The organism is Streptomyces canus (assembly GCF_041435015.1).
In the GTDB taxonomy this organism is placed as follows: domain Bacteria; phylum Actinomycetota; class Actinomycetes; order Streptomycetales; family Streptomycetaceae; genus Streptomyces; species Streptomyces canus_G.
In genome coordinates, this window is the sequence record NZ_CP107989.1 from 5123550 (window position 1) to 5147597 (window position 24048).

Consider the following 24048-nt stretch of genomic DNA (forward strand, 5'->3'; position numbering starts at 1 on the left):
TCTGAGGACGGTCTTTATCGGGCCGCTTGCCGGTCGTGTCCTGCGCGGTGGCCACCCCGGTTTTCACGTCGGCGGCTTCGACGACCTGCCGATCAGCGAAAAGCAAGGATGTCCGGCTGCCCGGTAGTGCGTTCTGCCGGGGTGCCGGCTGGCGGTCACCGGGCCTCCTCACCGCTGTCACCTTGCCTTTGGGCGACGAGGCCGAGCGGATGTGCACATTCACCGACCACGACGTGCTGATCCTCGACCGGGACCTGCCGGTGATGACGGGCGACGAGGTGTGCAGCAGACTCGACGAGCGGACGGACCCGCCACGCATTCTCTTGCTGACGGCGGCCGGGGACATCAGGGACAAGGTCTACGGCCTGGAACAGCTCGGCACCGACGACTACCTGGCCAAACCCTTCGACTTCGCCGAACTCATCGCCCGGGGCAGCGCGTTGAGCCGCCGCGCCCCGAAACCGCCACCGGTCGTCGTGCAGTTGGGCGGCATCGTCCTGGGCCGTGCCAGGCACGAGGTCAGGGTTGACGGCACGAAGACAGAACTCACCCCCGAGGAGTTCGCCGTACTGGAGATGCTGATGAAGGCACGACGCGGTGACGCACCGGGAGCTCGTACGCGCCGTCCGGGACGAGAATCTCAACTCCCCGCACCAGCGCGGTCCGTGCCACCGTCAGCCGACTGCGCGCCAAGCTCGGCAACCCGGACGCCATCACCACGGACACCGGTGAGGGTTACCGCCTGTGCGGCTGAGCCGACTGCGCCAGATGACCTTCCGGTCCCGCCTGGCCTCGGCCTTCACCGGACTGTTCCTGGTCGCCGGCGTGGCACTGCTCGCCTTCGTCGTGGTCCTGGCCCGGTACGGGACGGCGCAGCAGGTCCGGAGCTTAGAAATGGTCGCATCCGTCTGCGACCGGGCGGCCACGGAAGACGTGTGCCCCCGCGTTCCGATGGCCCTACGTCTGTCACGTCTACGAGTTCGTCCCTGCTGCGACTGCCGGCCGACGCCAGCGGCCTCCGGCTGACCGACCGCACCGTGCGCGTGGTGCGGGACACGGTTCTCCAGCAGTTGCCGCTCTGGTCCGGGATCGGGTTGGCACTGATCCGCCCTGCTCACCGGATTCATGGGCTGGTGGCTCGCCGGCCGGGCACTCGCACCGGTCCCCGCCATGCCGGACATCGCCCGCCGGATCAGCGAACAGCACCTGCGCGAACGCCTCGCGCTCACCGGCTCGACGACGAACTGCACGGGCTCGCCAGCACCTTCGACAGCATGCTCGACCGGCTGGAGAAGTCCTTCGAGAGCCGGCGTCGCTTCGTCGCCAACGCCTCACACGAGCTGCGCACCCCGCTGGCCGTGCAGCGCACCAGCCTGGGAGTGGGGCTCGCCGACCCGCTCCCGGAAGGTCTGGCGGACATACGCGAGGACCTGCTCGCCATGAACCGCGACGCGGAGAAACTGATCGCCCCGCTGCTGCTGCTCGCCCGCAGCGGCCTCGGCCTCGGCCTCGACGAGGAGGAGACCGAAGAGAGCGATCTCAGGGACGCCGCACATCAGGCGGTCGGGAAACGACAACGCCGTGCGGTACAACCGGCCCGGCGGAACGGTGTGGGTCCGGCTCACCGGCCGGACGCTCACCATCACCAACACGGGGACACCCGTGGACCCGGACCGGGCGGACGGTCTCTTCGAACCGTTCCGGCGCCTCGGCCAGGACCGCACCAGCACCTCCGGCCACGGTCTGGGCCTGTCCATCGTCGCATCGATCGCACAGGCGCACCGGGCACGCGTCACCGCCCGCCCGAGACAGGGCGGCGGACTCACCGTCTCGGTCACGTTCACCGGCACCCGACCACCACGTGGTCTATCCGGCTCGGGCGCGTTCGCACCGGTCGGTGAGGACGGCGCAGCTCACTGCGGCAGCCTGGGCCGGGCCGTGCGGCAACGGGATGTCCACTCTCTCGGAGGGGACCACGGTGGTGCCGTCGGGGTCCGAGGCGAGTGGGTCCAAGGCTCGTACGAGCGCGGTCAGGGTCGCGTCGAGGCGATCGATGTGCAGCAGCAGGCGGTGCTCCGGCGACGGCCAGTTGCGGCGCACGCGTTGCTCCTCCGAAAGCCGGGACAGCGCCCTGACAGCCGTGGGGCGTGCCATGTGGGAGGCGGCGCCCGGTCCATGACCGGCAACGCGGATCAGGTGGGTCACGGTCTCGTGCGCGCGTTCGGCCGCGGCGGTGAGGCTGGTGGCGCACTCCGGGACGTGGCCCGCCGGCAGACGTTCGGCCGTGGTGGCCAGGCTCCGTGCGTGGTACGCGCCGGCTTCAAGAAGTTCCAGCAGGTGGCGGACGTGGTGACGGCGGCGGCGCTGCGGAGTGAGTGGATGGGTGAGGGGCAGGCAGGCCTTGCGGAAGGATTCCAGTGCCTGGTCGAGGTCGTGTGCCGCGCGGACCCGGCTCGTCGGGGCTTCCGTGTTCGTGCTTCCTGCCCCGACGGTCCGAAGGAGGCGGTCGAGGACGCGCAGGAAGCCGACCAGTTCCTCGTCACTGGCCCGGCGGACCGTGGTGGGAAGCACGAGGACGGCCGCAAGGATCCCGCAGGACACTCCCAGCGCGGTCTCCTGGACACGCAGGAGCAGCACGTGCGTCGAGAAGGTGTCCATCAGCGCGAGCAGCATGCCGAGCGTGCCGGTGATGAAGAACGTCACGGCCCAGTAGGCGTGCGACGGGGTGTAGAACATCCCGAACATGCACAGGAGGAGCAGGACCAGGAGGACGGGGCCGTCTCCGCCGACCAGGGCGGTAAGGCCGTAGCCGAACACCACGCCGAGGACCGTGCCCGCCAGCCGCCGGAGGCTCTGCAGCAGTACCTCGCCGGTGCTCTCGTTCTTGATGAACACGACCCATGCGGCCGCGACGGCCCAGTACCACAGGTGCGGCGACAGGAGATGGCCGCCCGCGATGGCGAGGGCCGAGGCGGCCGTCACCTGAAACGCCTGGCGGGTGGCTCGCCGCTTCAGGCTTTCGGTGTCCGTGTCCCTGTGCGGCAGCGCCCCGAAGGTGGGCGAGGCGTGCTTGCGTGGAGGTGTCCGGCGTCCTGACGGGCGGTCGCGTGGGCCGAGAACCCGCAGGGCTTCGGCGAGTTCGTCGACCGCGGGGAAGCAGTCCAGCACGAGTGCGGAGCCGGTCGGCCGGTTCGCCGGGCCGCCTTCGTACCCCTCTGCGCACCGCTCGGCTGCGCAAGCAGTTCCCACGGTGGGCTGGTGCCGGAGAGCCCGGATCCGCTGGGCGAGCCGCTGTCGCGCCGTCCGTTCCGCCAGATCGTTGCGTGCCGCCGGCGTGCGCATCGCACGGACCGCCAGTACGGCCAGGCGCTGCGCGGCCACCTCCACCCGGCTGAGGTGCCGCAGCAGGGCCTCGGTGTCGTCGCCGGCGGCGCGCTCGTCGAGAAAGTCCTCGATCAGCAGCACAGACGCGTGCAGTGTGTCGAGGCGGTCCTGCAACGATCGGCTCCGGGTGTCGATGTCCTGCCCGGTGGCGACCATCGCGGCCGTGTCCCGCAGGACGTCGTGCAGACGCACGTCGAATGCGTGCCGCAGCCGCCTCAGGGCTTCGGACGCCGTGATGGGGCCGACGCAGTACCAGACGGCCGTGACGGCCGCGAACGCCACGAGTACCGATGCCCCGAGCTGCGGAAGGCGGTCTGCCCGGGCCTGGGTGAACTGAGACAGCAGGAAGGCCATGAAACCGAAGATCCCCAGGCCCAGCCCGCGCGGGCCGAACCGGCGGGCCTGAACGGCGAGGTGGATCACCACCAGGAAGATCAGCTCGGCTGCTGTCGGGTACGGCGTCAGCGCGGCTCCGGCGGACAGAGACGCGAGGGAGAGCGGAGCGCCGAGTCCGAGGGTGATGAGCTGGTTGCGCGGGTGCAGGTCGCTGATGGCCAGTGAAGTCGTCATCGCGGTGAAGCCGCCGACCACCAGCGCCGTCTCTGGCGCTCGCAGCGCTGTCAGCACGGCAAGGGTCGCTGCGGTGCCGAGTACGGCGCGCATCGCGGAGGTCAGACGCATGAGCCCGGGGTCGAAGGCGGCGAAGCGGTCCCACGGCGATGTCGTTGTCCTTGCCACCATGGGGATCTCCGGAGGTCCTTTCGCGTGTGCACGGCCGTGCGGGAGCCTTCGGGTTCTGACCGGCCACCGCCCGCGTCACCAGTCTCGGCATGCGGGGTTGCGTCCGGTATGCGTCAGGTGACTGCTTCCGGTGGTTCTGCAGCACGGGGGCGTCCATTGCCGGCGTCGGCGACCGCGCAGCGCTTACAGGCCTGCACTCGTCGACGATGGCTTACGGGTTCAAGGGGCTACGCAGTGCACGGACTTGGGACGGACAGCCGCCAGGCGCCAACCATGACAACACCTTGCGGTCGAGATGTACGGCTTCCGCGACGCACGATCGTGCCTGCCCGCCGACCCGGAAAGGCGCGACCGCGTTCGCTTCACGATTCTGTGGCCGGACGAACAGCCGGGGGTATGCGTCACGTGACTGCATCGGTGCTGGTCGGCCACCGGATGGGACGTTTGCGCCTGCCGGCCGGTTGTCCCGCCGGGGCGATCCCGAGGCCGACGGCGCGGAGACGCACGGCTCGAGGCGGGCGGAGGTCTGCAATTGCCTCGCCACGATGTCCGCGCGGCGCGCGACTCCGCGGGCGAAACCGGGCCTCCGAGAGAACTCCGTGGATGCCATGGCCGGAATACCCGGACTTGCTCCCGCAGGCGCTGCCGCGGTTCTGCCACGCTACTATCTGGGGTATCTCAATTCCCTGGAGCATCCGTGGAAAACGATGGAAAGGCTCGTGGGGACCGGCGCTCGACGCGGAATTCCGGTCTGGCACTGGTCGGCCGGGAAACCGAGACCGCAGAAATAGTCCGGCGGGTCGGCGCCGATCGGTCGCACAGCGACGTGTTGATCCTCGCGGGTGACCCCGGTGCCGGAAAGAGCACGCTCCTCGGCATCGCGGCCGACAGCGCACGGAGCGCGGGTGGCCGAGTGTTGCGCGCGGTGGGGAGCGAATCAGAGGCCCACCTTGGATTCGCGGGTCTTCATCAGATGCTGCGCCCGGTACTCGGTGCGGCGGAGGGTCTGCCGTCACGGCAACGCGCCGCGCTCCGCGCGGTCCTGGGGCTCGACGAGTGCGCGGAGACTCCCGACGCGATGGTCGTGGGTCTGGCGGTTCTGACCTTGTTGTCGGACCTGGCGGAGACCGCCCCGCTGCTGGTGGTGGTCGACGACGCGCAGTGGATCGACCGCGGATCCCTGGACGCTCTCTCCTTCGTGGCGCGGCGCATGGACAGCGAGCCCGTCACGCTGCTGCTCGGAGTCCGCACCGCGGCCACGCTGCCGGGTTTCGACAAGGGGTACGAGCGCCTCGAACTCGGCCCGCTGGACAGTGCGGCGGCGAACCGACTGCTCGCCCGGCAGCCCACGCCGCCCACCGGCCGAACCCGGGTGCGGATCCTCGAGGAAGCGGCAGGCAACCCGCTGGCCCTGGTGGAACTGGCCCACGCCGCCGCGGTCCGCAACCCCGAGGGCAGCAGTGTGGAGGGCCCGCTGCCGGTCACCGACCGACTGGAGCGGATCTTCGCAGGGCACGCGGCCGACCTGCCGGAACCGACCCGCCGCGCCCTGCTGCTGCTCGCGGCCGCCGACGCGGCGGACGCGCAGGCAGCCGCCATGGGGCCGGCCGAGGCGGACGACAAGGCATGGGACCCCGCGGACCGGGCCGGTCTCGTACGCCAGGACGGATCCGGGATCGTTTTCCGTCACCCGCTCGTCCGCTCCGCCGTCTACCATGCCGCGTCTTTCGAGGAACGCCGCCAAGCGCACCTGGCTCTGGCGGAACTGCTGCGCGAGGAGCCCGACCGCCGCGCCTGGCATCTGGCCGCCGCGACCGTACGCCCCGACCAGGACGTATCGGCCGCCTTGCAGCAGACGGCCGACCGGGCCCGGCGCCGGGGCGGCTTCGCGGCCGCCGCCGCGGCCCAGGAGCGCGCCGCGGAACTCAGCCCGCACCGCGAGGACCGGGCGCGCCTGCTGGCCGAAGCCGCTGCCAGCGCCGTCTTCACCGGTCAGCTCGGCTGGGTGGAGCACCTGGCCGCCGCAGTCCGCGAGTGCACCGACGACCCGGCACTGCTGGGCAAAGCCGCGCTGGCCACCGGTCGGCTCATGTCTCTTGGCCCCCGTCACACAGCAGCCTTCGCGCTGCTCATGCGCGTCGCCGACGAGGCGTCGAACGCCCGCTCACCCCTCGTACTCGACGCGCTGGCCGCAGCAGCGGTGGTCCGCTACTACTCGGGCGCGGAGTCCCAGCAGCGGCAGATCCAGAGCCTGCTCTCCGGCATGCCCGACGATGCCGCCGGAGCGGCGCTGCACGCATGGGTCATGGCCGTCTCCGACCCCGGCGGCGCAGGAGCGTCCCTCGCGCCGGTGCTGCCCGAGCTCATCGCCGGGGCCAAGGGCGACGCCCAGCGCCTGACCGCGCTGGGCATCGTCGCCTGGCTGCTCGACCAGACCACCCTCGCCGCCAGGACCTTCGACGAGGCGTTCGACCAGTGGCAGGCCCACGGTCCGCTCCCGGACGGACTGGGATGCGCGGTCGGCTGGACCCGCCTGGAGCAGGGCCGATGGGCCGAGGCCCGCTCGGTGGCCGCCGACATCGCAGCCATGGCATCGGCCGCCGGACTCGACCACGCCGAGGCGTGTGCTCAGGCACTCGACGCCACCGTGGTCGCCCTGCTCGGCGACCCGGCCGCCGCACGCCGGCTCGCCGAGCGAGCCCTGTCTCTCGTCGACCCGCTGGAGAGCCGCTCCGTCGCGGTCTTCGCCCGCCGGGCCCTGGGAATGGCGGCCGTGGCCGAGGGCGACTACGACACCGCATACACACAGTTCCGCTCCGCGTTCACCGACGACGGCGATCCGGTCCACTACCACGTCTCCTACACCGTCCTGGCCGAACTCGCGGCTGCGGCCGTCCGCCGAGGACGGCAGGAGCACGCCGCACAGCTACTGGAACGCTCGGCACGGCACCTCGGTACGGGCATGTCCGCACGGGTGGCCACGCTGATCGACCGTGGCCGCGCCCTGCTGGCGGATCCCGAACACGCGGAGCCGTTCTTCCAGGCCGCGCTCGCGCAGCCCGCGGGTGAGCAGTGGCCGTTCGAACGGGCGCAGACCCGGCTCGACTACGGGGAATGGCTCCGGCGCCGGCGCCGTATCGCCGAGGCCCGTCCGCTGCTGAGCGCCGCCCTGGAAACCTTCCAGCGCCTCGGCGCGCGGCCGTGGGTCGAGCGGGCACAGGCAGAACTGCGCGCCGCCGGCATCGAGGCGACCGACGTCGTGCCCAGTGCCTTCACCGAACTCAGCCCCCAGCAGCAGCAGATCGTCCAACTGGCCGCCCGCGGCCTGACGAACCGCGAGATCGGGGAAAAACTGTTCCTCTCACCGCGCACGGTCGGATCCCACCTCTACCGGGTCTTCCCCAAGCTGGGCATCACCGCCCGCTCGCAACTCCGCGACGTGCTCGAAGGCACCCTGTCGGATACCGGCGTCCAGAGCTGACAGCCGAATCCGCCGCGGATCCGCGCCGACGCGCGTGCCGCGTGCCGGGCGTCTCCCGACACGACGACGGCCGTCGCCGTACAGTCGACTGACAGATACCGCGACCGGATTCCGCGTGACAGATTCATGGAGCGCGACGACGAGAGACCCCACAAACTCGTCGAATCGCACAAGGGATTCACCCGGGCGCCCCACCCCTGCGCCCGTGCCCTTGGGGGCGTGAGAGCCGTCCAGCCCTGGCCTGCCTTTCACGCCCCCGGACCTGCAACCGCGACCGTGTCGAGAACTCCGCCCACCGGCGCCGACGAGACGGCACAGAGGACCGGATCGACATACTCGATCCGGCCCTGGACGCCTGGCGGGTGGTTTCCTCGGGGTGGACCTGTTCTTCGCACTGTCCGGTTACCTCCACAGGCGGATCCGTCGGTTGCTGCCCGCGCTGGGTACTCCTCGACGACGGCACCCCGGACCCCGAAGTCCTGCCCGTCGTCGTCCTCGGCGTCGCCCTCGACAAGCCCGGGCAACGACCGGACTGCAACGGCCTGAAGGTCCTCAACCGGGTTCAGGAGCGGGGATACAAACCCGGCTATCTTGCCGGGACCGCGCCTGCAACAACTCCGAGCCTGCGAAGTGGTAGCTTCCCATCCGGGCCATGGGCTACAAGCCCGTCTACGACTACCGGGCGGACCAACTCGGCAAACAAGACGGTAGCCAGGGCGCGATCCTCGTAGGGGGCCGCTGGTACTGCCCGTCCATGCCGGAGCCCCTCATCAGCGCCACCATCGATCTGCACGCCGAGCGCATCGACCGGCAAACGTGGGTTGATGGCGCGCTGGCGGCAGAGGCCGAGCCCACTGGGCTGGGCTCCGGGTCGACAAGGGGGAGATGGATGCCGCGGCCCATGGTGCGGGGCTTGATGGGGCACTGGGCCTTGCCGCTTCGGCGGGGCACATCTCCGGCTGATCGCCGCTCGCCGCGGATACCGCCTCATGCCGAAACAGAACGCCGACGCCGACGGCTACCCACGCGTGGCCGGGCTACAACGGCCACGCCAAGAACCCACTGGCCGAGGGCATCGAAGCCGCGGGCTCCCGCCGCATCCGGGGCATCGCGGCCCAGACGATCCTCCTGGCCTTCCACCTCGCCCACGCCAACCGCCGAAGGATCAGGAAAATGGCTCGAGACCCTCGCGCTCGGCGGCGAGCGCGCCCTCCGCCGCACCCACCACAGGCGGAAGATCAAAGAACCCGGGACCTGGACACCGACTGGCCACCTGTCGTCGGCCGCCTGAGCCGACCGAGCCCCCACCACCAGCACCACCCGGAGAACAACCAGCAGCACAAAAAGCAGGGCCCCGGCCGTGAGATACCTCACCGCCGGGGCCCTGCCACGTCATCGTCCGGGCCGCAGCCCACCACCACAACGAGGAACGGGCCCTCACCATGACTTTCGTCACTGGTGAAGACCCGTTCCGTCGGTTCTTCGTGGTGCGCGAGGGGGGAGTTGAACCCCCACGCCCTTTCGGGCACTGGAACCTGAATCCAGCGCGTCTGCCTATTCCGCCACCCGCGCATTGGGTGTGTCCTCGGGCTCCTCGCCTTGCGGTGCGGCGCCTTCCGACACGCAGAACATTAGCACGGTGGAGGAGGTGGATTCACATCCCATATCCGGGGGCAGCCGCCCACCAGCGGGTTCGGAACCGGTCCCCCGAACCCGGGTGCCGCCGGCCACGTATCAACCTGTGCTTGTTCACGTATCAACCTCGTACCGGTAGCGCCCATCTCCCCAGGAGCCGGTCGGGCTCCACAGTCAGGTGCGGGACACTGGTCTGCGGCCGCCTCTACGATCCTTGACAGAGGAGTTCGACAGCGGAGTTCGAAGTGGGGCTCCAGAGGGAACTTCGGAGGCGTCGACACCCGTCGACAGTGCCGACAGGGGGAACCAGCCGATTCACCGGCGCGTGGATACGATCAGTAAGCAGTACCAGGTAAGCAGCACACAGCGCAGTACCCAGGACGGCAAGGACGGAGGAGGTGCCTCATGGGAGTCCTGAAGAAGTTCGAGCAGCGTCTCGAAGGTCTGGTCAACGGCACCTTCGCCAAGGTGTTCAAGTCCGAGGTGCAGCCCGTGGAGATCGCGGGCGCGCTCCAGCGGGAGTGCGACAACAACGCCACCATCTGGAACCGCGACCGCACGGTCGTACCCAACGACTTCATCGTGGAGCTGAGCACGCCGGACTTCGAGCGGCTCAGCCCCTACTCGGGCCAGCTCGGCGACGAGCTCGCCGGCATGGTGCGCGACTACGCCAAGCAGCAGCGCTACACCTTCATGGGCCCGATCAAGGTCAACCTGGAGAAGGCGGACGACCTCGACACCGGCCTGTACCGGGTGCGCAGTCGTACGCTCGCCGGCTCCACCGACCAGCAGGCCCCCGGAACCGCGGCCCCGGCCTCCCGTCCCGCCGCGCCGGGCGCGGGAGCAGGCGGTTACGGCTACCCGCCGGCCGCTCCGGCAGGCGCTCCGCCCATGCCGGCCGCTCCGCCTCCCGGCCGTGGCGCCCCCGGCGGCTACGGCTATCCACAGCCGGCCCAGGCCCAGCGCCCAGGCGCCGGCGGCCCGGTCGGCACGCCCGCGCCGGGCTCCCGTACCCGCCACTGGATCGAGATCAACGGCACCCGCCATCAGATCTCCCGCGCAACGCTGGTGCTGGGTCGCAGCACCGAAGCCGACGTGCGGATCGACGACCCCGGCGTCTCGCGCCGGCACTGTGAGATCCGGACCGGAACGCCCTCGACGATCCAGGATCTCGGGTCCACCAACGGCATCGTGGTGGACGGGCAGCACACCACCCGCGCTACGCTCCGCGACGGCTCGCGGATCGTCGTGGGCAGTACCACCATCATTTACCGGCAAGCCGAAGGGTGAAGCGGGGGCAATGTCAGAGCTGACCCTCACGGTCATGCGGCTGGGTTTCCTGGCCGTACTGTGGCTGTTCGTGATCGTGGCCGTGCAGGTCATCCGCAGCGACCTGTTCGGTACGCGCGTCACCCAGCGCGGCGCGCGCCGGGAAGCCGGCCGGGCCCAGCAGGCCCAGCGGCAGGCGCCTCCGCAGCAGCGCCAGCAGCCGGCCGCCGGCGGCCGCCAGCGCCGTAACGCCCCCACCAAGCTCGTCGTGTCCGAGGGCACCCTCACCGGCACCACCGTCGCCCTTCAAGGGCAGACCATCACGCTGGGCCGGGCGCACGACAGCACCATCGTGCTGGACGACGACTACGCCTCCAGCCGCCATGCCAGGATCTACCCGGACCGCGACGGCCAGTGGATCGTCGAGGACCTGGGCTCCACCAACGGCACGTATCTCGACCGAACGCGGCTGACGACCCCGACACCGATTCCGCTGGGCGCGGCGATCCGCATCGGCAAGACCGTCATCGAGCTGCGGAAGTAGTGCTACATCATGAATAGGCGCGAGCGGAGCGAGCACGCGGTGTGGGCCCCCACCCCGGGCCCCGGCGCGCTCCCGACCGGAGGGTGGGCACCGTGCGGATGTACCCGGAGCCGACGGGCGAGGTGCGCATGAGTCTGTCACTGCGCTTCGCCGCCGGATCGCACAAAGGCATGATCCGGGAGGGCAACGAGGACTCCGGATACGCCGGTCCCCGCCTGCTCGCCATCGCCGACGGCATGGGCGGCGCCGCCGCCGGCGAGGTCGCCTCCTCCGAGGCCATCTCCACCATCGTCGCCCTCGACGACGACGTGCCCGGCTCCGACGTCCTCACCTCGCTCGGCGTGGCCGTCCAGCGCGCCAACGACCAGCTGCGCTCCATGGTCGAGGAGGACCCCCAGCTCGAAGGCATGGGGACCACGCTGACCGCTCTGCTGTGGACGGGCCAGCGGCTCGGCCTCGTGCACGTCGGCGACTCGCGCGCGTACCTGCTGCGCGACGGTGTCCTCACCCAGATCACACAGGACCACACCTGGGTGCAGCGCCTGGTCGACGAGGGCCGCATCACCGAGGAAGAGGCCACCACCCACCCCCAACGCTCCCTGCTGATGCGGGCGTTGGGCAGCGGCGAACACGTCGAGCCCGACCTCTCCATCCGTGAGGTCCGCGCCGGCGACCGCTACCTGATCTGCTCCGACGGTCTGTCCGGCGTCGTCTCCCACCAGACGCTCGAGGACACCCTCGCCAGCTACCAGGGCCCCCAGGAGACCGTGCAGGAGCTCATCCAGCTGGCACTGCGCGGCGGCGGCCCCGACAACATCACGGTCATCGTCGCGGACGTCCTCGACCTGGACACCGGGGACACCCTCGCCGGGCAGCTCTCCGACACCCCGGTCGTGGTCGGCGCGGTCGCCGAAAACCAGCACCAGCTGCACGACAACGGCATCATGCAGACCCCCGCGGGCCGCGCCTCCGGGCTCGGCCGCCAGGGCCACGGGCAGGGCGGCGGCGAGTACGGCCGGCCCGGGTCCAGTGACACCACCGGCTACGACCCCGCGGGCAGCTTCGGCGACTACTCCGACGACGACTTCGTCAAGCCCCGCAAGGGCCGCAAGTGGCTGAAGAGATCCTTCTACTCGGTCCTCGCACTCGCCGTCATCGGCGGTGGTCTCTACGGCGGCTGGCGCTGGACGCAGACCCAGTACTACGTCGGCGTCAACGACGAGCACGTGGCGCTGTACCGCGGCATCAGCCAGGACCTGGCGTGGGTCTCGCTCTCGAAGGTGTCCAAGGACCACCCCGAGATCGAACTCAAGTACCTGCCGCCGTACCAGCAGAAGTCGGTCGAGGGCACCATCGCCGAGGGCGACCTGAAGACGGCCCAGAAGAAGATCGACGAACTGGGCGTCCAGGCCTCCGCGTGCAAGAAGCAGGCCGAGGCGCAGGCCACGGAGAGCAACAAGAACTCCAAGACGGGCGAGGGCCAGGCCGGCGGCACCACGGGAACCACCCGGTCCTCTCTGACGTCCAAGGCCACACCGACCCCGACGAGCACGACCTCCCCGTCCCCGAGCGCTTCCGCATCCCCGAAGCCCACTCCCACCCCCGGCCCCACCCTCTCGGACGAGGAGAAGCAGGTCGTCGGGAACTGCGGAACGCAGTAGGCAAGCCGTGAGAGGCCCTGGCACACGATGAGCAGCAGTACTTCGAACACGTCGACGCACCACACGTCCACGATCGGCGCGATCGGCGCTCCCAGCCGTCGCAACACCGAGCTGGCGTTGCTGGTGTTCGCCGTCCTCATCCCGGTCTTCGCCTACGCCAACGTGGGCCTGGCCATCGACGACCAGGTCCCGGCCGGGCTGTTGAGCTACGGCCTGGGCCTAGGTCTCCTGGCCGGCGTCGCCCATCTCGTCGTCCGCAAGTTCGCCCCGTACGCGGACCCCCTGATGCTGCCCCTGGCCACCCTGCTCAACGGCCTCGGGCTCGTCGCGATCTGGCGGCTCGACCAGTCCAAGCTGCTCCAGCAGATCGGCCAGGCCGGCGGCAAGGCGACCAATCAGCTGATCTACACGGCGATGGGCATCGCCCTGTTCGCCGTCGTCCTGATTTTCCTCAAGGACCACCGCACCCTGCAGCGCTACACCTACATCTCCATGGCCGGGGCGCTGGTCCTGCTGCTGCTCCCGCTGGTCCCGGGCCTCGGCGCCGAACTCACCTACGGAGCCAAGATCTGGATCCAGGTCGGCAGCTTCACCATCCAGCCCGGTGAGTTCGCCAAGATCGTGCTGGCCGTCTTCTTCGCCGGCTACCTCATGGTCAAGCGCGATGCGCTGGCCCTCGCCAGCCGCCGCTTCATGGGCCTGTACCTGCCGCGCGGCCGCGACCTCGGTCCGATCATCGTCGTCTGGATGATCTCGATTCTCATCCTGGTCTTCGAGACCGACCTCGGTACCTCGCTGCTGTTCTTCGGAATGTTCATCATCATGCTGTACGTCGCCACCGAGCGGACCAGCTGGATCGTCTTCGGTCTGCTGATGTCCGCGGCCGGCGCCGTCGGCGTGGCCAGCTTCGAGCCACACGTCAAGACCCGTGTCCAGGCCTGGCTCAACCCGATGCACGAGTACACGCTGAGCCGCACTCCAGGCGCCACCGGCGTCCACTCCGAACAGGCCATGCAGGCCCTGTGGGCGTTCGGCTCCGGCGGCACCCTCGGCACCGGCTGGGGCCAGGGGCACTCCGAGCTCATCCGCTTCGCCGCCAACTCCGACTTCATCTTCGCCACCTTCGGCGAGGAGCTGGGCCTCGCCGGCGTCATGGCGATCCTGCTGATCTACGGCCTGGTCGTGGAGCGCGGCGTACGCACCGCCCTCGCCGCTCGCGACCCCTTCGGCAAGCTGCTCGCGATCGGCCTGTCCGGCGCCTTCGCCCTCCAGGTCTTCGTGGTGGCCGGCGGTGTGATGGGCCTGATCCCGCTGACCGGTATGACGATGCCCTTCCTGGCGTACGGCGGTTCCTCCGTCATCGCCAACTGGGCCCTGATCGGCATCCTGATCAGAATCAGCGACACCGCACGCCGCCCGGCGCCCGCCCCCGCCCCCAGCCCCGACGCCGAGATGACCCAGGTGGTCCGCCCGTCATGAACAAGCCCCTGCGCCGGATCGCGATCTTCTGCGGCCTCCTGGTCCTGGCCCTGCTCATCCGCGACAACTGGCTCCAGTACGTCAAGGCCGACAGCCTCAGGGAGGACACGGACAACCGCCGTGTGCTCATCGCGCGGTACGCCACTCCCCGCGGCGACATCATCGTCGACGGCAAGGCCATCACCGGGCACGCCGAGACCACGTCGGGCGACTTCAAGTACAAGCGCACCTACAAGGACGGCGCGATGTGGGCGCCGGTCACCGGCTTCGTCTCGCAGTCCTACGGCGCCACCCAGCTGGAGTCCATCGAGGACGGCATCCTCACCGGCACCGACGACCGGCTCTTCTTCCGCAACACCCTCGACATGCTCACCGGCAAGCCGAAGGAGGGCGGCAACGTCGTCACCACCCTCAGCGCCGCCGCGCAGAAGGCCGCCTACAACGGTCTGAAGAAGCAGGGCGGCAAGGGCGCGGTCGCCGCCATCGAGCCCTCCACCGGCAAGATCCTGGCGCTGGCCTCCTACCCGTCGTACGACCCCTCGACGATCGCCGGCGGCAGTGACTCCGACGCGGAGGCCTGGAAGAAGCTCGACAAGAAGAACAACCCCGACGACCCCTCGCTCAACCGGGCGCTGCGCGAGGTCTACCCGCCCGGCTCCACCTTCAAGGTCGTCACCGCGGCCGCCGCGCTGGAGAACGGCCTGTACAAGTCGGCCGACGAGAAGACCGACTCACCGCTGCCCTGGACGATGCCCGGGACCACGACCCAGCTGAAGAACGAGGGCAGCATCCCCTGCAAGAACGCCACCCTGCGGGTCGCGCTCCAGTACTCCTGCAACACCGTCTTCGGCAAGGTCGGCTCCGACCTCGGCAACGACAAGATGCTCGAGGAGGCCAAGAAGTTCGGCTTCACCGAGGAGCAGTTCACGCCGGTCCGATCCAGCGCACCGGTCTTCTCCGACGACATGAACCCCTCGCAGACCGCACTGTCCTCCATCGGCCAGTACAACACCGCCGCCACCCCCCTCCAGATGGCCATGGTCGCCTCGGCCGTCGCCAACAACGGCACCCTGATGAAGCCCTACATGGTCGACTCGCTCCAGGCCCCGAACGTCGACACCCTCGAGAAGACCGAGCCGGAGAAGATGAGCGAGCCGCTGTCCGCGGAGAACGCGCAGATCCTCCAGTCGATGATGGAGACCGTCGTCCAGAAGGGCACCGGCACCACGGCCCAGATCGACGGCGTCACCGTGGGCGGCAAGACCGGTACCGCCCAGCACGGCGAGAACAACAGCAAGAACCCCTACGCCTGGTTCATCTCCTACGCCAAGGTCGGCGACAGCGCGCCGGTCGCCGTGGCCGTGGTCGTCCAGGACGACAACGCGGTCCGCGAGAACATCTCCGGCAGCGGTCTCGCGGCGCCCATCGCCAAGAGCGTGATGGAGGCGGTCATCGACTCCAAGAAGTGACCCCGCTCACGTCCCCTTCACATCGGTGCACGTTGCGATACCGGTCCTGTATCGGGTGACGCACTTGGCCAGGTCACACAAAGCTAGCCGGGTACGGTAGGCCCGGAGTGCAGCCTCCGACCGCACACACGTGCCGGTCGGGACCGACGGAGAGGGCTGGTAGGAAGCTATGGAAGAGCCGCGTCGCCTCGGCGGCCGGTACGAGCTGGGCCAGGTGCTCGGCCGTGGTGGCATGGCGGAGGTCTACCTCGCCATGGACACGCGCCTCGGCCGCACGGTGGCGGTGAAGACGCTGCGCGCGGACCTCGCGCGCGATCCGTCCTTCCAGGCCCGGTTCCGCCGGGAGGCCCAGTCGGCCGCCTCGCTCAACCATCCCGCGATCGTGGCGGTCTACGACACGGGCGAGGACTACATCGACGGGGTCTCGATCCCGTACATCGTCATGGAGTACGTCGACGGCTCCACGCTGCGCGAACTTCTGCACTCCGGCCGCAAGCTGCTGCCGGAGCGCTCCCTGGAGATGACCATCGGGATCCTCCAGGCACTGGAGTACTCCCACCGCAGCGGCATCGTCCACCGGGACATCAAGCCGGCGAACGTGATGCTCACGCGCAACGGCCAGGTCAAGGTGATGGACTTCGGCATCGCCCGCGCCATGGGCGACTCCGGCATGACGATGACGCAGACCTCCGCGGTCATCGGCACCGCCCAGTACCTCTCGCCGGAGCAGGCCAAGGGCGAGCAGGTCGACGCGAGGTCGGACCTCTACTCCACCGGCTGTCTCCTCTACGAACTGCTGACGGTCCGGCCGCCCTTCGTGGGCGACTCCCCGGTGGCCGTCGCGTACCAGCACGTACGCGAGGAAGCGCAGCCCCCGTCGGTCTTCGATCCGGAGATCACGCCCGAGATGGACGCCATCGTCCTCAGGGCCCTGGTCAAGGACCCGAACTACCGCTACCAGTCGGCCGACGAGATGCGCGCCGACATCGAGGCCTGCCTCGACGGCCAGCCGGTCGCGGCCACCGCGGCGATGGGCTCCGTGGGCTACGGCGGCTACCCGGACGACCAGCCGACCACAGCCCTGCGCGCCGACGCCGGCGCCACCACCATGCTGCCGCCGATGAGCCCGGACGACGGCGGCTTCGGCTACGACGACCGCCCCGACCGGCGCCGCCAGAAGAAGTCGAACACCTCGACCATCCTCCTGGTGGTGGCGGCCATCCTGGTGCTCGTCGGCGCGATCCTGATCGGCAAGTGGATCTTCAGCGGCAACGGAGGCGCGGGCAACGACCAGGTGGCCGTGCCGAACATCGTCAACCAGTCGCGGGTCGACGCCGAGAAACAGCTGGGCAACGTCGACCTGAAGGTCGGTGAGGTCACGCAGAAGGCGTGTGAGAACACGGCCAAGGGCAACATCTGCGAGCAGACCCCGACGGGCGGCACCAAGGTCGACAAGAACTCCGCCGTCAACCTCGTGGTGTCCACCGGGGCGCCCAAGGTGGCCGTCCCCAGTGTCCTCGGCCAGGACGTCGACAAGGCCACCGAGACGCTGAGCGGTGACAAGTACCAGTTCGTCGTCAAGACCAAGCAGGAGGTGTCCACCGAAAAGGCGGGCACCGTCCTGAAGCAGGACCCGGAGCTGGGCACGGAGGTGGAGAAGGGTTCCACCATCACCCTCACCATCGCCAAGGCCGAGGAGAAGTCCACGGTCCCGGACGTCATCGGCCGGTCCTGTGACGACGCCAAGGCACAGATGCAGGCCAACAACCTCGTCGGCAACTGCACCGAGGTGGAGACCGACGACACCAACCAGATCGGCAAGGTCATCGCGACCTCGCCGCAGGCCGGCACCCAGGCCGACAAGAACTCGTCGGTGAACATCCAGATCGGCAAGCCGAAGGACAAGACCGAGGTCCCGAACGTCGTCGGCCAGACGGTCGCCCAGGCCAAGCAGATCCTCAACAACGCCGGCTTCAACAACATCCAGTTCGCGAACGGCAGCGACCAGAGCGACACCGCGCTCGTGGCCCAGCAGAACCCGGGCGCGGGCAACGAAGTCGACGACCCGGGCGGCACCCAGATCACCCTGGCCACCGTGAGCGTCGGCGGCGGCAACAACGGCGGCAACAACGGCGGAGGCTTCTTCGGAGGCGGGACCGGCTAGCCGCACGGAGAGCTCCACCCAGAGACAAGCCCCGACGCCCATCACAGGGCGACGGGGCTTTGTCATGGCGACCCGCATCCGCATCAGGGATGCACTCGGCGGCCGTCCGCCGGCATGTTCGCATACCGATCGTGTCTTCCTATATGACGACTCGTTGACCCGTTGGGGTGGGGTGACGAAGCTCTGCCCTGGCCGCGAGGCCATGCCTCAACCGGAAGGGCAGAACATGATCAACGAATCGGCACTGCTGGAATCCAAGACCCTGCGCGACGGCGTGCTGGAACGAACGGACGTACTCGACAGGGTCAAAGCGCTGTCGCTACTGCCGGACGGGATGCACGTGACCACGGCGATGGTGGCGGCGTACTTCGAAGTTGGTCTCACCGCCATTCGCTCCCTCGTGCTCGACCACCGCGCCGAGCTGGAGGCCAACGGGTACCGCGTCTTGACAGGTTCAGAACTGAGTTCCTTCAAGGAACTCAGTGGGATTCAGTCGCGCTCCGCATCCCTCGCCATCTTCTCCCGCCGAGCCATCCTCAACGTCGCCATGCTGCTCCGCGACAGCGAAGTCGCACGTCAGGTGCGTGTGTACCTCCTGGACATGGAGTACCTGGCCCGCACCCAGCCTGTGGATAACTCTGTCCACACGGACACCGCCTCCCTCGACAACCGCATCGACCAACGCATCACCCACATCCTCGGCAAGACCGTCGTACCGATGTTCAACGCCCTGATCGAAACATCGGGCGAGCACCGCAAGGAACTGATCGCCCTGCGCGCAGGAGTCCAGCGCATCGAGCGACGTCTCCACCAGCACCACACCCGTCTTCAACGACTCGAAGGCGTACGAGACGACCGGCCCACCGTCGGAGTCATGGCCGCCATGGACGCCATGAACGGCCGCACGTTCGAACACCACATCGCCAAGCTGCTGCGCCGCGACGGATGCACCAACCTGGCCGTGCAGGGCGGCCACGGAGACCGGGGTATCGACGTCAGCGGGCTCACGGCCGGCGGACGACGCCTCGTCGTCCAGTGCAAGCGGTTCGCGCTGTACCTCAACATCACCAGCCCCGACATGCAGAAGTTCGTCGGAGCGGCCAAGGTTCTCCACTCCGCGGAGGTGGCGCTCTTCGTGGCCACGTGCCCGTTCACCGCGGAAGCCCTGAGCATCGCCGCCGAGACCGGGATCACCGTCGTACACCGTGGGCTGCTGGAGCAGTGGAGCGCCGGGGAACCGCTGGAAGTCCTGGAGTAGGCACGGCCCGACGCAAAGAGGCCCGAAGCCGCAAGAGAAAGTTGCGGCTTCGGGCCTCCGTCATGCTAGGTGACTGAGGTCCTCAAAGGACCTCGGTCACCGCAGTTCCTTCGGCAGCGTCCGCTCGCTGTCCACCTTCTCAGTGCGGACCAACTCACCCCACACCACATACCGGTACCGCGAGGTGTACACCGGCGTGCACGTCGTCAGCGTGATGTAGTGGCCGGCCTTCTTCTTGCCGGACTCCTTGGGGATCTGGCCGAGGACCTTGACGTTGTACTTCGAGGTCTCGGCGAGAACGGCGTAGGCCTTGTAGACGTACCACTCGTCCTTGGTCTCGAAGACGATCGCGTCGCCCTTTTTGATCTTGTCGATGTTGTGGAACTTCGCGCCGTGGCCGTCGCGGTGGGCGGCGAGGGAGAAGTTGCCCTTCTTGCCGCTGGTGGGGAGCGTGGCCTTGACGGGGTCGGTGTAGTAGCCGGCGACGCCGTCGTTGAGGATCTTCGTCGCGGTGCCCTTCTCGACCAGGACCTCGCCGTTCTTCATCGCGGGAACGTGCAGGAAACCGATGCCGTTCTTGGTGTCCAGCGCACCGGGCCCGCCGGTGGTCCGCTCGGTCCAGCTGTCGCGCACCTTGTCGGCCTGCTTGTCCGCCTCGCGGTCCGCGACGACGTTCGTCCACCACAGCGAGTAGACGACGAACAGGCCGAGCACCAGGCCCGCGGTGATGAGGAGTTCACCGAAGACGCTGACCGCCATGGCGATCCGGCCGGGGCCGCGGCGACGCGGCGCTGGGGTGCCGGTGTTCTGCTCTTGCTCGGTGGTCGCTGCCACTAGTCATCTGCCCTTACTGGACGAGCGCATCCGGCTTGCCCTTGCTGCGCGGCCGTTCCTCGACCATCTTGCCCCAGACGATCAACCGGTACTTGCTGGTGAACTCCGGCGTGCAGGTGGTGAGGGTGATGTAGCGGCCGGCCGTGCTGAAACCGGATCCCTTGGGGATGGGGTCGATCACACTCGTGTTGCTCGGAGCCGTCACCGGCAGCGTCGACGTCATCTTGTAGACGAAGTACTTGTCCTGCGTCTCGACGACGATCGCGTCGCCCCGGGAGAGCTTGTTGATGTAACGGAAGGGCTCGCCATGGGTGTTGCGGTGCCCGGCCAGGGCGAAGTTGCCGGACTTGGCGTCGGGCATCGCCGTCTTGAGCGCGCCCTCGCTGTAGTGCCCCACCATGCCCTTGTCGAGGACCTTCTTGTTGCTGACGCCCTCGGCTATCGGCACCACCACATCCAGCTTGGGGATGTGCAGCAGGGCGAAGCCCTGGCCCGGCTCGAAGGTGCCCGGCGCCCCCTTGCCGCTCGCCCAGTCGTTCTGGAGGCTGCTGGCCTCCTTGTCCGCCTGCGCGTGCGCCCGCACATTCGTCCACCACAGCTGGTAACTGACGAACAGCAGCATCAGCACGCCGGTGGTGATGAACACCTCACCGAGCGCACGGCTCGCGACGACGGCCGCGCCGGGTTTGCGTGCTTTTGCCTGCCTACGGGCCTCGACTCGGGACAGCGGCTTCCCGTCCGGCGACTCCTGCTCGGACTGCGATTCCGGCGCGGCTCCGCCACCATGACGCCCGTGACGGCCTTTGGCGGCCTTCCTGCGGGCCGCACGGCCGCCCTGTGGGGATCCAGTGGCGGATGTGACGGAAGAGGCCTCAGAGGCGGATATGGAGGGTGGCGGCGGGTCGGGGATCCGCAGCGCCACCGTCTCGTCATCGGCCGGTGGTACGTACGGCGCCGACGCCCCGCCCGAAGACGCCCCGCCGAAAGACTCCTCGGCGTACGGCATCTCGGCGTAAGGCTCCTCGGCGTACGGCTTCTCGGCGTACGGCTTCTCGGCGTAGGAACCACCGCCGAAGGACTCCCCGCCATAGGGATCGCCGCCGTAGGACTCGTACGACGCGTCGCCGTACAAGTCCTCGCGCTCGGGGCGCAGGGCCGTCACGCCGTGGCCCTGCCCACCACCGGGGCGAGCCCCGCCGACCTCGCCACCGCGCCCTGGTCCCCGCACTCCACCAGCCAGTTGGCCAGCATCAGGTGCCCGTGCTCCGTCAGCACCGACTCCGGGTGGAACTGCACGCCCTCGACCGGGAGTTCACGGTGCCTCAGCCCCATGACGATCCCGTCGTGCGTCCGCGCGGTGACCTCCAGCTCGGCCGGGACCGTCGCCGGCTCGGCGGCCAAGGAGTGGTACCGGGTCGCCGTGAACGGCGTCGGCAGCCCGGCGAAGACGCCCCTGCCCTCGTGCTCGACCAGGGAGGTCTTGCCATGCAGCAGCTCGGGGGCACGGTCCACGACACCGCCGTACGCCACCTGCATCGACTGCATGCCGAGACAGACGCCGAAGACGGGCACCCCGGTCGCGGCACAGTGGCGCACCATCTCGATGCAGACCCCGGCCTCCTCCGGTGTGCCGGGGCCGGGCGAGAGCAGAACGCCGTCGAAGCCGTCCTGGGCGTGCGCCGTCGACACCTCGTCGTTGCGCAGCACCTCGCACTCTGCGCCCAGCTGATAGAGGTACTGGACCAGGTTGAAGACGAAGCTGTCGTAGTTGTCGACGACAAGAATGCGCGCGCTCACTGGTTGTCCACCGTCACATCGTTGAAGGGCAGCAGCGGTTCGGCCCACGGGAACACGTACTGGAACAGGACGTAGACCACAGCAACGACCAGCACGAGTGAGAGGAACGCCTTCACCCATGCGTTCCCCGGCAGATGCCGCCAGATCCAGCCGTACATGCCGTCCCTTCCGTCGCACCACGGCACCAGACTCACGCCGTACCGCACCAGACTAACGGCGCAGGGCAACAGGCTTGCCGTCCTCCACAGGCTGTGTGGAGTCCAGGTGTGCCCAGACGATCAGCCGGTGACTGTGTCCCCACTCCGGATCGCACGTGGTCAGCGTGAGATAGCGGCCAGGCCGCGTGTACCCGGATTTACGTGGCACAGGATCGATCACCTCAATGTCTGTGGGCACTGTTTTGTAAGGCCCTTTGTCGATCCGATACGTGAACCAGGTGGTCCCGTCGGTCAGGACGACCGCGTCACCGCGCCGAAGCTTCGGGAAGTCCTTGAACGGATCCCCGTAGGTGCGCCGGTGCCCGGCGACCGAGAAGTTGCCCCGCTGACCGAGCTGCACGGTGTTCGCATAGTGGCCGAGCCCCTTCTTCAGGGTGCCGACCCGGGTGCCTTCGAGCACGGGCTTGTTCCACGTGAAACCAAGCCGCGGAATGTACATGATCGCGAAGGGCTGCCCGCTCCGGTACGGCGCCGGCTCCGCCGGAGTCGCGGTGGCACCGGCCGTCACCTTCGGCTGCTGCACGCTCCCCTTGGACCAATGGTTCTGTAACTGGTCGATCTGGTCGTCCATGACGGTGTCGGCCTTCACACCGGTCCAGAACAGCACATAGGCAACGAACAGCACGATCAGGGCGCCGACGGTGATGCACAGCTCGCTGACGGTCCTGACGACGACACGCACCGGCGGCTCCAGAGGCTCACATCGTGCTCACTCCACGGGCTTGGCGTACTGCAGATCCACTGTGCCCGAGTAGCCGGGAAGAGTCACCGTGCCGTCGTCGGCGACATTCCAGCCTAGGCCGTAGACATTGACGTAGACCATGTAGTTCTGGATCGCCTTGGAGTCCGCGAGCGCCTGCTTCAGCTTCTCCGGGTCTCCGACCGCCTGGATCTTGTACGGCGGCGAGTAGACGCGGCCCTGGAGGATCAGGGTGTTGCCGACACAGCGCACGGCACTGGTGGAGATCAGCCGCTGGTCCATGACCTTGACGCCCTGCGCGCCGCCCTTCCACAGGGCGTTGACCACGGCCTGGAGATCCTGCTGGTGGATGACCAGGTAGTCGGGCTGGGGCTCGGGGTAGCCGGGAAGCTTGGCGGTGGCGTTCGGCGGGGCGTCGTCGAGCGTGACCGTGACCGCCTTCCCCTTGATCTTCTGGGTGCCCGCCCTGTCCTCCAGGGCGGCGAGCTTGGCGTCCTCGGCCTTGGTGCTGCCGTCGTCGCGCTCGGCGAGTGCCTCGACGTCCCGGCGCAGCGAGCCGTTCGACTCGTCGAGCTGACCGTTGTTGTGGCTGCGCTCCTGGATCAGGTCCGAGAGCTTCAGCATGGACGCGTCCGTGCGGATGTTGGTGCCCTTGGCCGTATTGAAACTCGTGAAGAAAATGAGTCCCGCGAGAGCGAAGACGGCCACCGTGAGCACCCTCACCGGCCGGAAACCCCGCCTGCGGACAGGACTGGATCCGGACTGGGGTGAGTCGGCAGAATTGCTCAACGTACCCTTATCTCCTTCGGCGCTACGGAAGCACTACGCTAACGGACGCCCGGGGGAGCACTCAGTGTCCCCTTGTACGCTGCCCCGAGCCCGACCAGTTACCTGCGCGGCCACGCAGCGCATCGACAGGAGAGACCCTCGTGCCGAAGTCACGTATCCGCAAGAAGGCCGACTACACGCCGCCCGCGGCGAAGCAGGCGACCGCCATCAAGCTGACCAGCCGCGCGTGGGTAGCCCCCGTGATGCTGGCCATGTTCCTCATCGGGCTCGCCTGGATCGTCGTCTTCTATGTGACGGACGGCTCGCTCCCCATCGACGCCCTGGACAACTGGAACATCGTGGTGGGCTTCGGCTTCATCGCCGCCGGATTCGGCGTCTCGACCCAGTGGAAGTAGCTCTCCCCAGGGGTATCCGCTGAGTTATCCACAGCCTGGAGCAATTTCCACAGGACCTGGGGAAAAGACGACGATCTGTGGATAACCCATCGGGCGTTGACGCCGGTACGACCATCGCACCAGCTTCCGCAAGCCTGTTCGCCCCCTGCCTGACCTGCCCAAACGCGGGTCAGTGACAGGGGGCGCAGCTGTTCCCGCACTGTATGCACAAGATCCGGCACCCGCTGTGG

The 24048-nt window shown here is 68.7% G+C and carries 16 protein-coding genes, 1 tRNA gene and 3 pseudogenes; 12 read left to right on the forward strand and 8 right to left on the reverse strand.

The window, feature by feature from the left end; all coding sequences use genetic code 11:
• Positions 1-209 precede the first annotated feature (209 nt).
• From OG841_RS23295 to OG841_RS23305, 3 pseudogenes are all read left to right on the forward strand, one after another.
• Positions 210-754: pseudogene (locus tag OG841_RS23295) on the forward strand (response regulator transcription factor).
• Positions 755-1274: 520 nt separating this feature from the next.
• A pseudogene (locus OG841_RS23300) lies at positions 1275-1436 on the forward strand (histidine kinase dimerization/phospho-acceptor domain-containing protein); the annotation flags it as partial.
• A 172-nt stretch (positions 1437-1608) separates the two neighbouring features.
• Positions 1609-1782, forward strand: a pseudogene (locus OG841_RS23305) (ATP-binding protein); the annotation flags it as partial.
• A gap of 84 nt (positions 1783-1866) precedes the next feature.
• Here OG841_RS23305 and OG841_RS23310 read toward each other — a convergent pair.
• Positions 1867-4125: an FUSC family protein gene (locus OG841_RS23310; RefSeq protein WP_328639726.1), complete on the reverse strand. Its 2259-nt coding sequence runs from the start codon at positions 4123-4125 to the stop codon at positions 1867-1869.
• 697 nt (positions 4126-4822) lie between these two features.
• Here OG841_RS23310 and OG841_RS23315 point away from each other — a divergent pair.
• The gene (locus OG841_RS23315) at positions 4823-7606 is read left to right on the forward strand and encodes a helix-turn-helix transcriptional regulator (RefSeq protein ID WP_328639725.1); all 2784 of its coding nucleotides are present in this window, start codon (positions 4823-4825) and stop codon (positions 7604-7606) included.
• 1485 nt (positions 7607-9091) lie between these two features.
• On the opposite strand, the gene OG841_RS23320 is transcribed toward OG841_RS23315, so the two are convergent.
• Positions 9092-9178: transfer RNA gene (locus OG841_RS23320), tRNA-Leu, on the reverse strand.
• Between the two features lie 468 nt (positions 9179-9646).
• On the opposite strand from OG841_RS23320, the gene OG841_RS23325 reads away from it, so the two are divergent.
• The 7 genes from OG841_RS23325 to OG841_RS23355 all read left to right on the forward strand — a co-directional run bounded on the left by OG841_RS23325 (position 9647) and on the right by OG841_RS23355 (position 19085).
• The gene (locus tag OG841_RS23325; protein WP_328639723.1) at positions 9647-10531 is read left to right on the forward strand and encodes a DUF3662 and FHA domain-containing protein; all 885 of its coding nucleotides are present in this window, start codon (positions 9647-9649) and stop codon (positions 10529-10531) included.
• A gap of 10 nt (positions 10532-10541) precedes the next feature.
• Positions 10542-11054, forward strand: coding sequence for an FHA domain-containing protein FhaB/FipA (locus OG841_RS23330; protein WP_031036350.1), 513 nt, complete (start codon positions 10542-10544; stop codon positions 11052-11054).
• A 98-nt stretch (positions 11055-11152) separates the two neighbouring features.
• Positions 11153-12715, forward strand: a complete 1563-nt coding sequence (locus OG841_RS23335; RefSeq protein WP_371570797.1) for a Stp1/IreP family PP2C-type Ser/Thr phosphatase — start codon at positions 11153-11155, stop codon at positions 12713-12715.
• A gap of 27 nt (positions 12716-12742) precedes the next feature.
• Complete coding sequence (locus tag OG841_RS23340; RefSeq protein WP_328639722.1) at positions 12743-14194, forward strand: FtsW/RodA/SpoVE family cell cycle protein; 1452 nt, start codon at positions 12743-12745, stop codon at positions 14192-14194.
• On the forward strand, positions 14191-15663 hold the full coding sequence (locus OG841_RS23345; RefSeq protein ID WP_328639721.1) for a peptidoglycan D,D-transpeptidase FtsI family protein: 1473 nt from the start codon (positions 14191-14193) through the stop codon (positions 15661-15663). Before OG841_RS23340 ends, OG841_RS23345 begins: the two co-directional genes overlap by 4 nt.
• 169 nt (positions 15664-15832) lie before the next feature.
• Positions 15833-17827, forward strand: a complete 1995-nt coding sequence (pknB, locus tag OG841_RS23350; RefSeq protein ID WP_328639720.1) for a Stk1 family PASTA domain-containing Ser/Thr kinase — start codon at positions 15833-15835, stop codon at positions 17825-17827.
• A gap of 226 nt (positions 17828-18053) precedes the next feature.
• Positions 18054-19085, forward strand: a complete 1032-nt coding sequence (locus OG841_RS23355; protein WP_371566796.1) for a restriction endonuclease — start codon at positions 18054-18056, stop codon at positions 19083-19085.
• 96 nt (positions 19086-19181) lie between these two features.
• Here OG841_RS23355 and OG841_RS23360 read toward each other — a convergent pair whose 3' ends face one another.
• Genes OG841_RS23360 through OG841_RS23385 form a run of 6 tightly spaced genes read right to left on the reverse strand, consistent with a single transcriptional unit; the run spans position 19182 to position 23423 of the window.
• Complete coding sequence (locus OG841_RS23360; protein ID WP_328639718.1) at positions 19182-19919, reverse strand: class E sortase; 738 nt, start codon at positions 19917-19919, stop codon at positions 19182-19184.
• A gap of 13 nt (positions 19920-19932) precedes the next feature.
• Complete coding sequence (locus OG841_RS23365; RefSeq protein ID WP_328639717.1) at positions 19933-21081, reverse strand: class E sortase; 1149 nt, start codon at positions 21079-21081, stop codon at positions 19933-19935.
• Entirely contained in the window at positions 21078-21716 is a 639-nt protein-coding gene (locus tag OG841_RS23370; protein WP_007383306.1) for an aminodeoxychorismate/anthranilate synthase component II, read from the reverse strand. The genes OG841_RS23365 and OG841_RS23370 overlap by 4 nt, the downstream gene beginning before the upstream one ends.
• Positions 21713-21910, reverse strand: a complete 198-nt coding sequence (locus OG841_RS23375; RefSeq protein WP_199873683.1) for a hypothetical protein — start codon at positions 21908-21910, stop codon at positions 21713-21715. The genes OG841_RS23370 and OG841_RS23375 overlap by 4 nt, the downstream gene beginning before the upstream one ends.
• A gap of 16 nt (positions 21911-21926) precedes the next feature.
• A complete protein-coding gene (locus tag OG841_RS23380; protein ID WP_328639716.1) occupies positions 21927-22616 on the reverse strand; it encodes a class E sortase in 690 nt (229 codons plus the stop codon).
• 27 nt (positions 22617-22643) lie between these two features.
• Positions 22644-23423, reverse strand: coding sequence for a DUF881 domain-containing protein (locus tag OG841_RS23385; RefSeq protein ID WP_328639715.1), 780 nt, complete (start codon positions 23421-23423; stop codon positions 22644-22646).
• 140 nt (positions 23424-23563) lie between these two features.
• Between OG841_RS23385 and crgA the strand changes: the two genes are divergently transcribed.
• The gene (gene crgA / locus OG841_RS23390; protein ID WP_311713519.1) at positions 23564-23818 is read left to right on the forward strand and encodes a cell division protein CrgA; all 255 of its coding nucleotides are present in this window, start codon (positions 23564-23566) and stop codon (positions 23816-23818) included.
• Positions 23819-24048: the final 230 nt, after the last annotated feature.

Bases quoted from the DNA above. Each gene is read 5' to 3' on its own strand.
- OG841_RS23310 (WP_328639726.1), bottom strand. From the start codon at position 4,125: ATGGTGGCAAGGACAACGACATCGCCGTGGGACCGCTTCGCCGCCTTC.
- OG841_RS23325 (WP_328639723.1), top strand. From the start codon at position 9,647: ATGGGAGTCCTGAAGAAGTTCGAGCAGCGTCTCGAAGGTCTGGTCAAC.
- OG841_RS23330 (WP_031036350.1), top strand. From the start codon at position 10,542: ATGTCAGAGCTGACCCTCACGGTCATGCGGCTGGGTTTCCTGGCCGTA.
- OG841_RS23335 (WP_371570797.1), top strand. From the start codon at position 11,153: ATGTACCCGGAGCCGACGGGCGAGGTGCGCATGAGTCTGTCACTGCGC.
- OG841_RS23340 (WP_328639722.1), top strand. From the start codon at position 12,743: ATGAGCAGCAGTACTTCGAACACGTCGACGCACCACACGTCCACGATC.
- OG841_RS23345 (WP_328639721.1), top strand. From the start codon at position 14,191: ATGAACAAGCCCCTGCGCCGGATCGCGATCTTCTGCGGCCTCCTGGTC.
- pknB (WP_328639720.1), top strand. From the start codon at position 15,833: ATGGAAGAGCCGCGTCGCCTCGGCGGCCGGTACGAGCTGGGCCAGGTG.
- OG841_RS23355 (WP_371566796.1), top strand. From the start codon at position 18,054: ATGATCAACGAATCGGCACTGCTGGAATCCAAGACCCTGCGCGACGGC.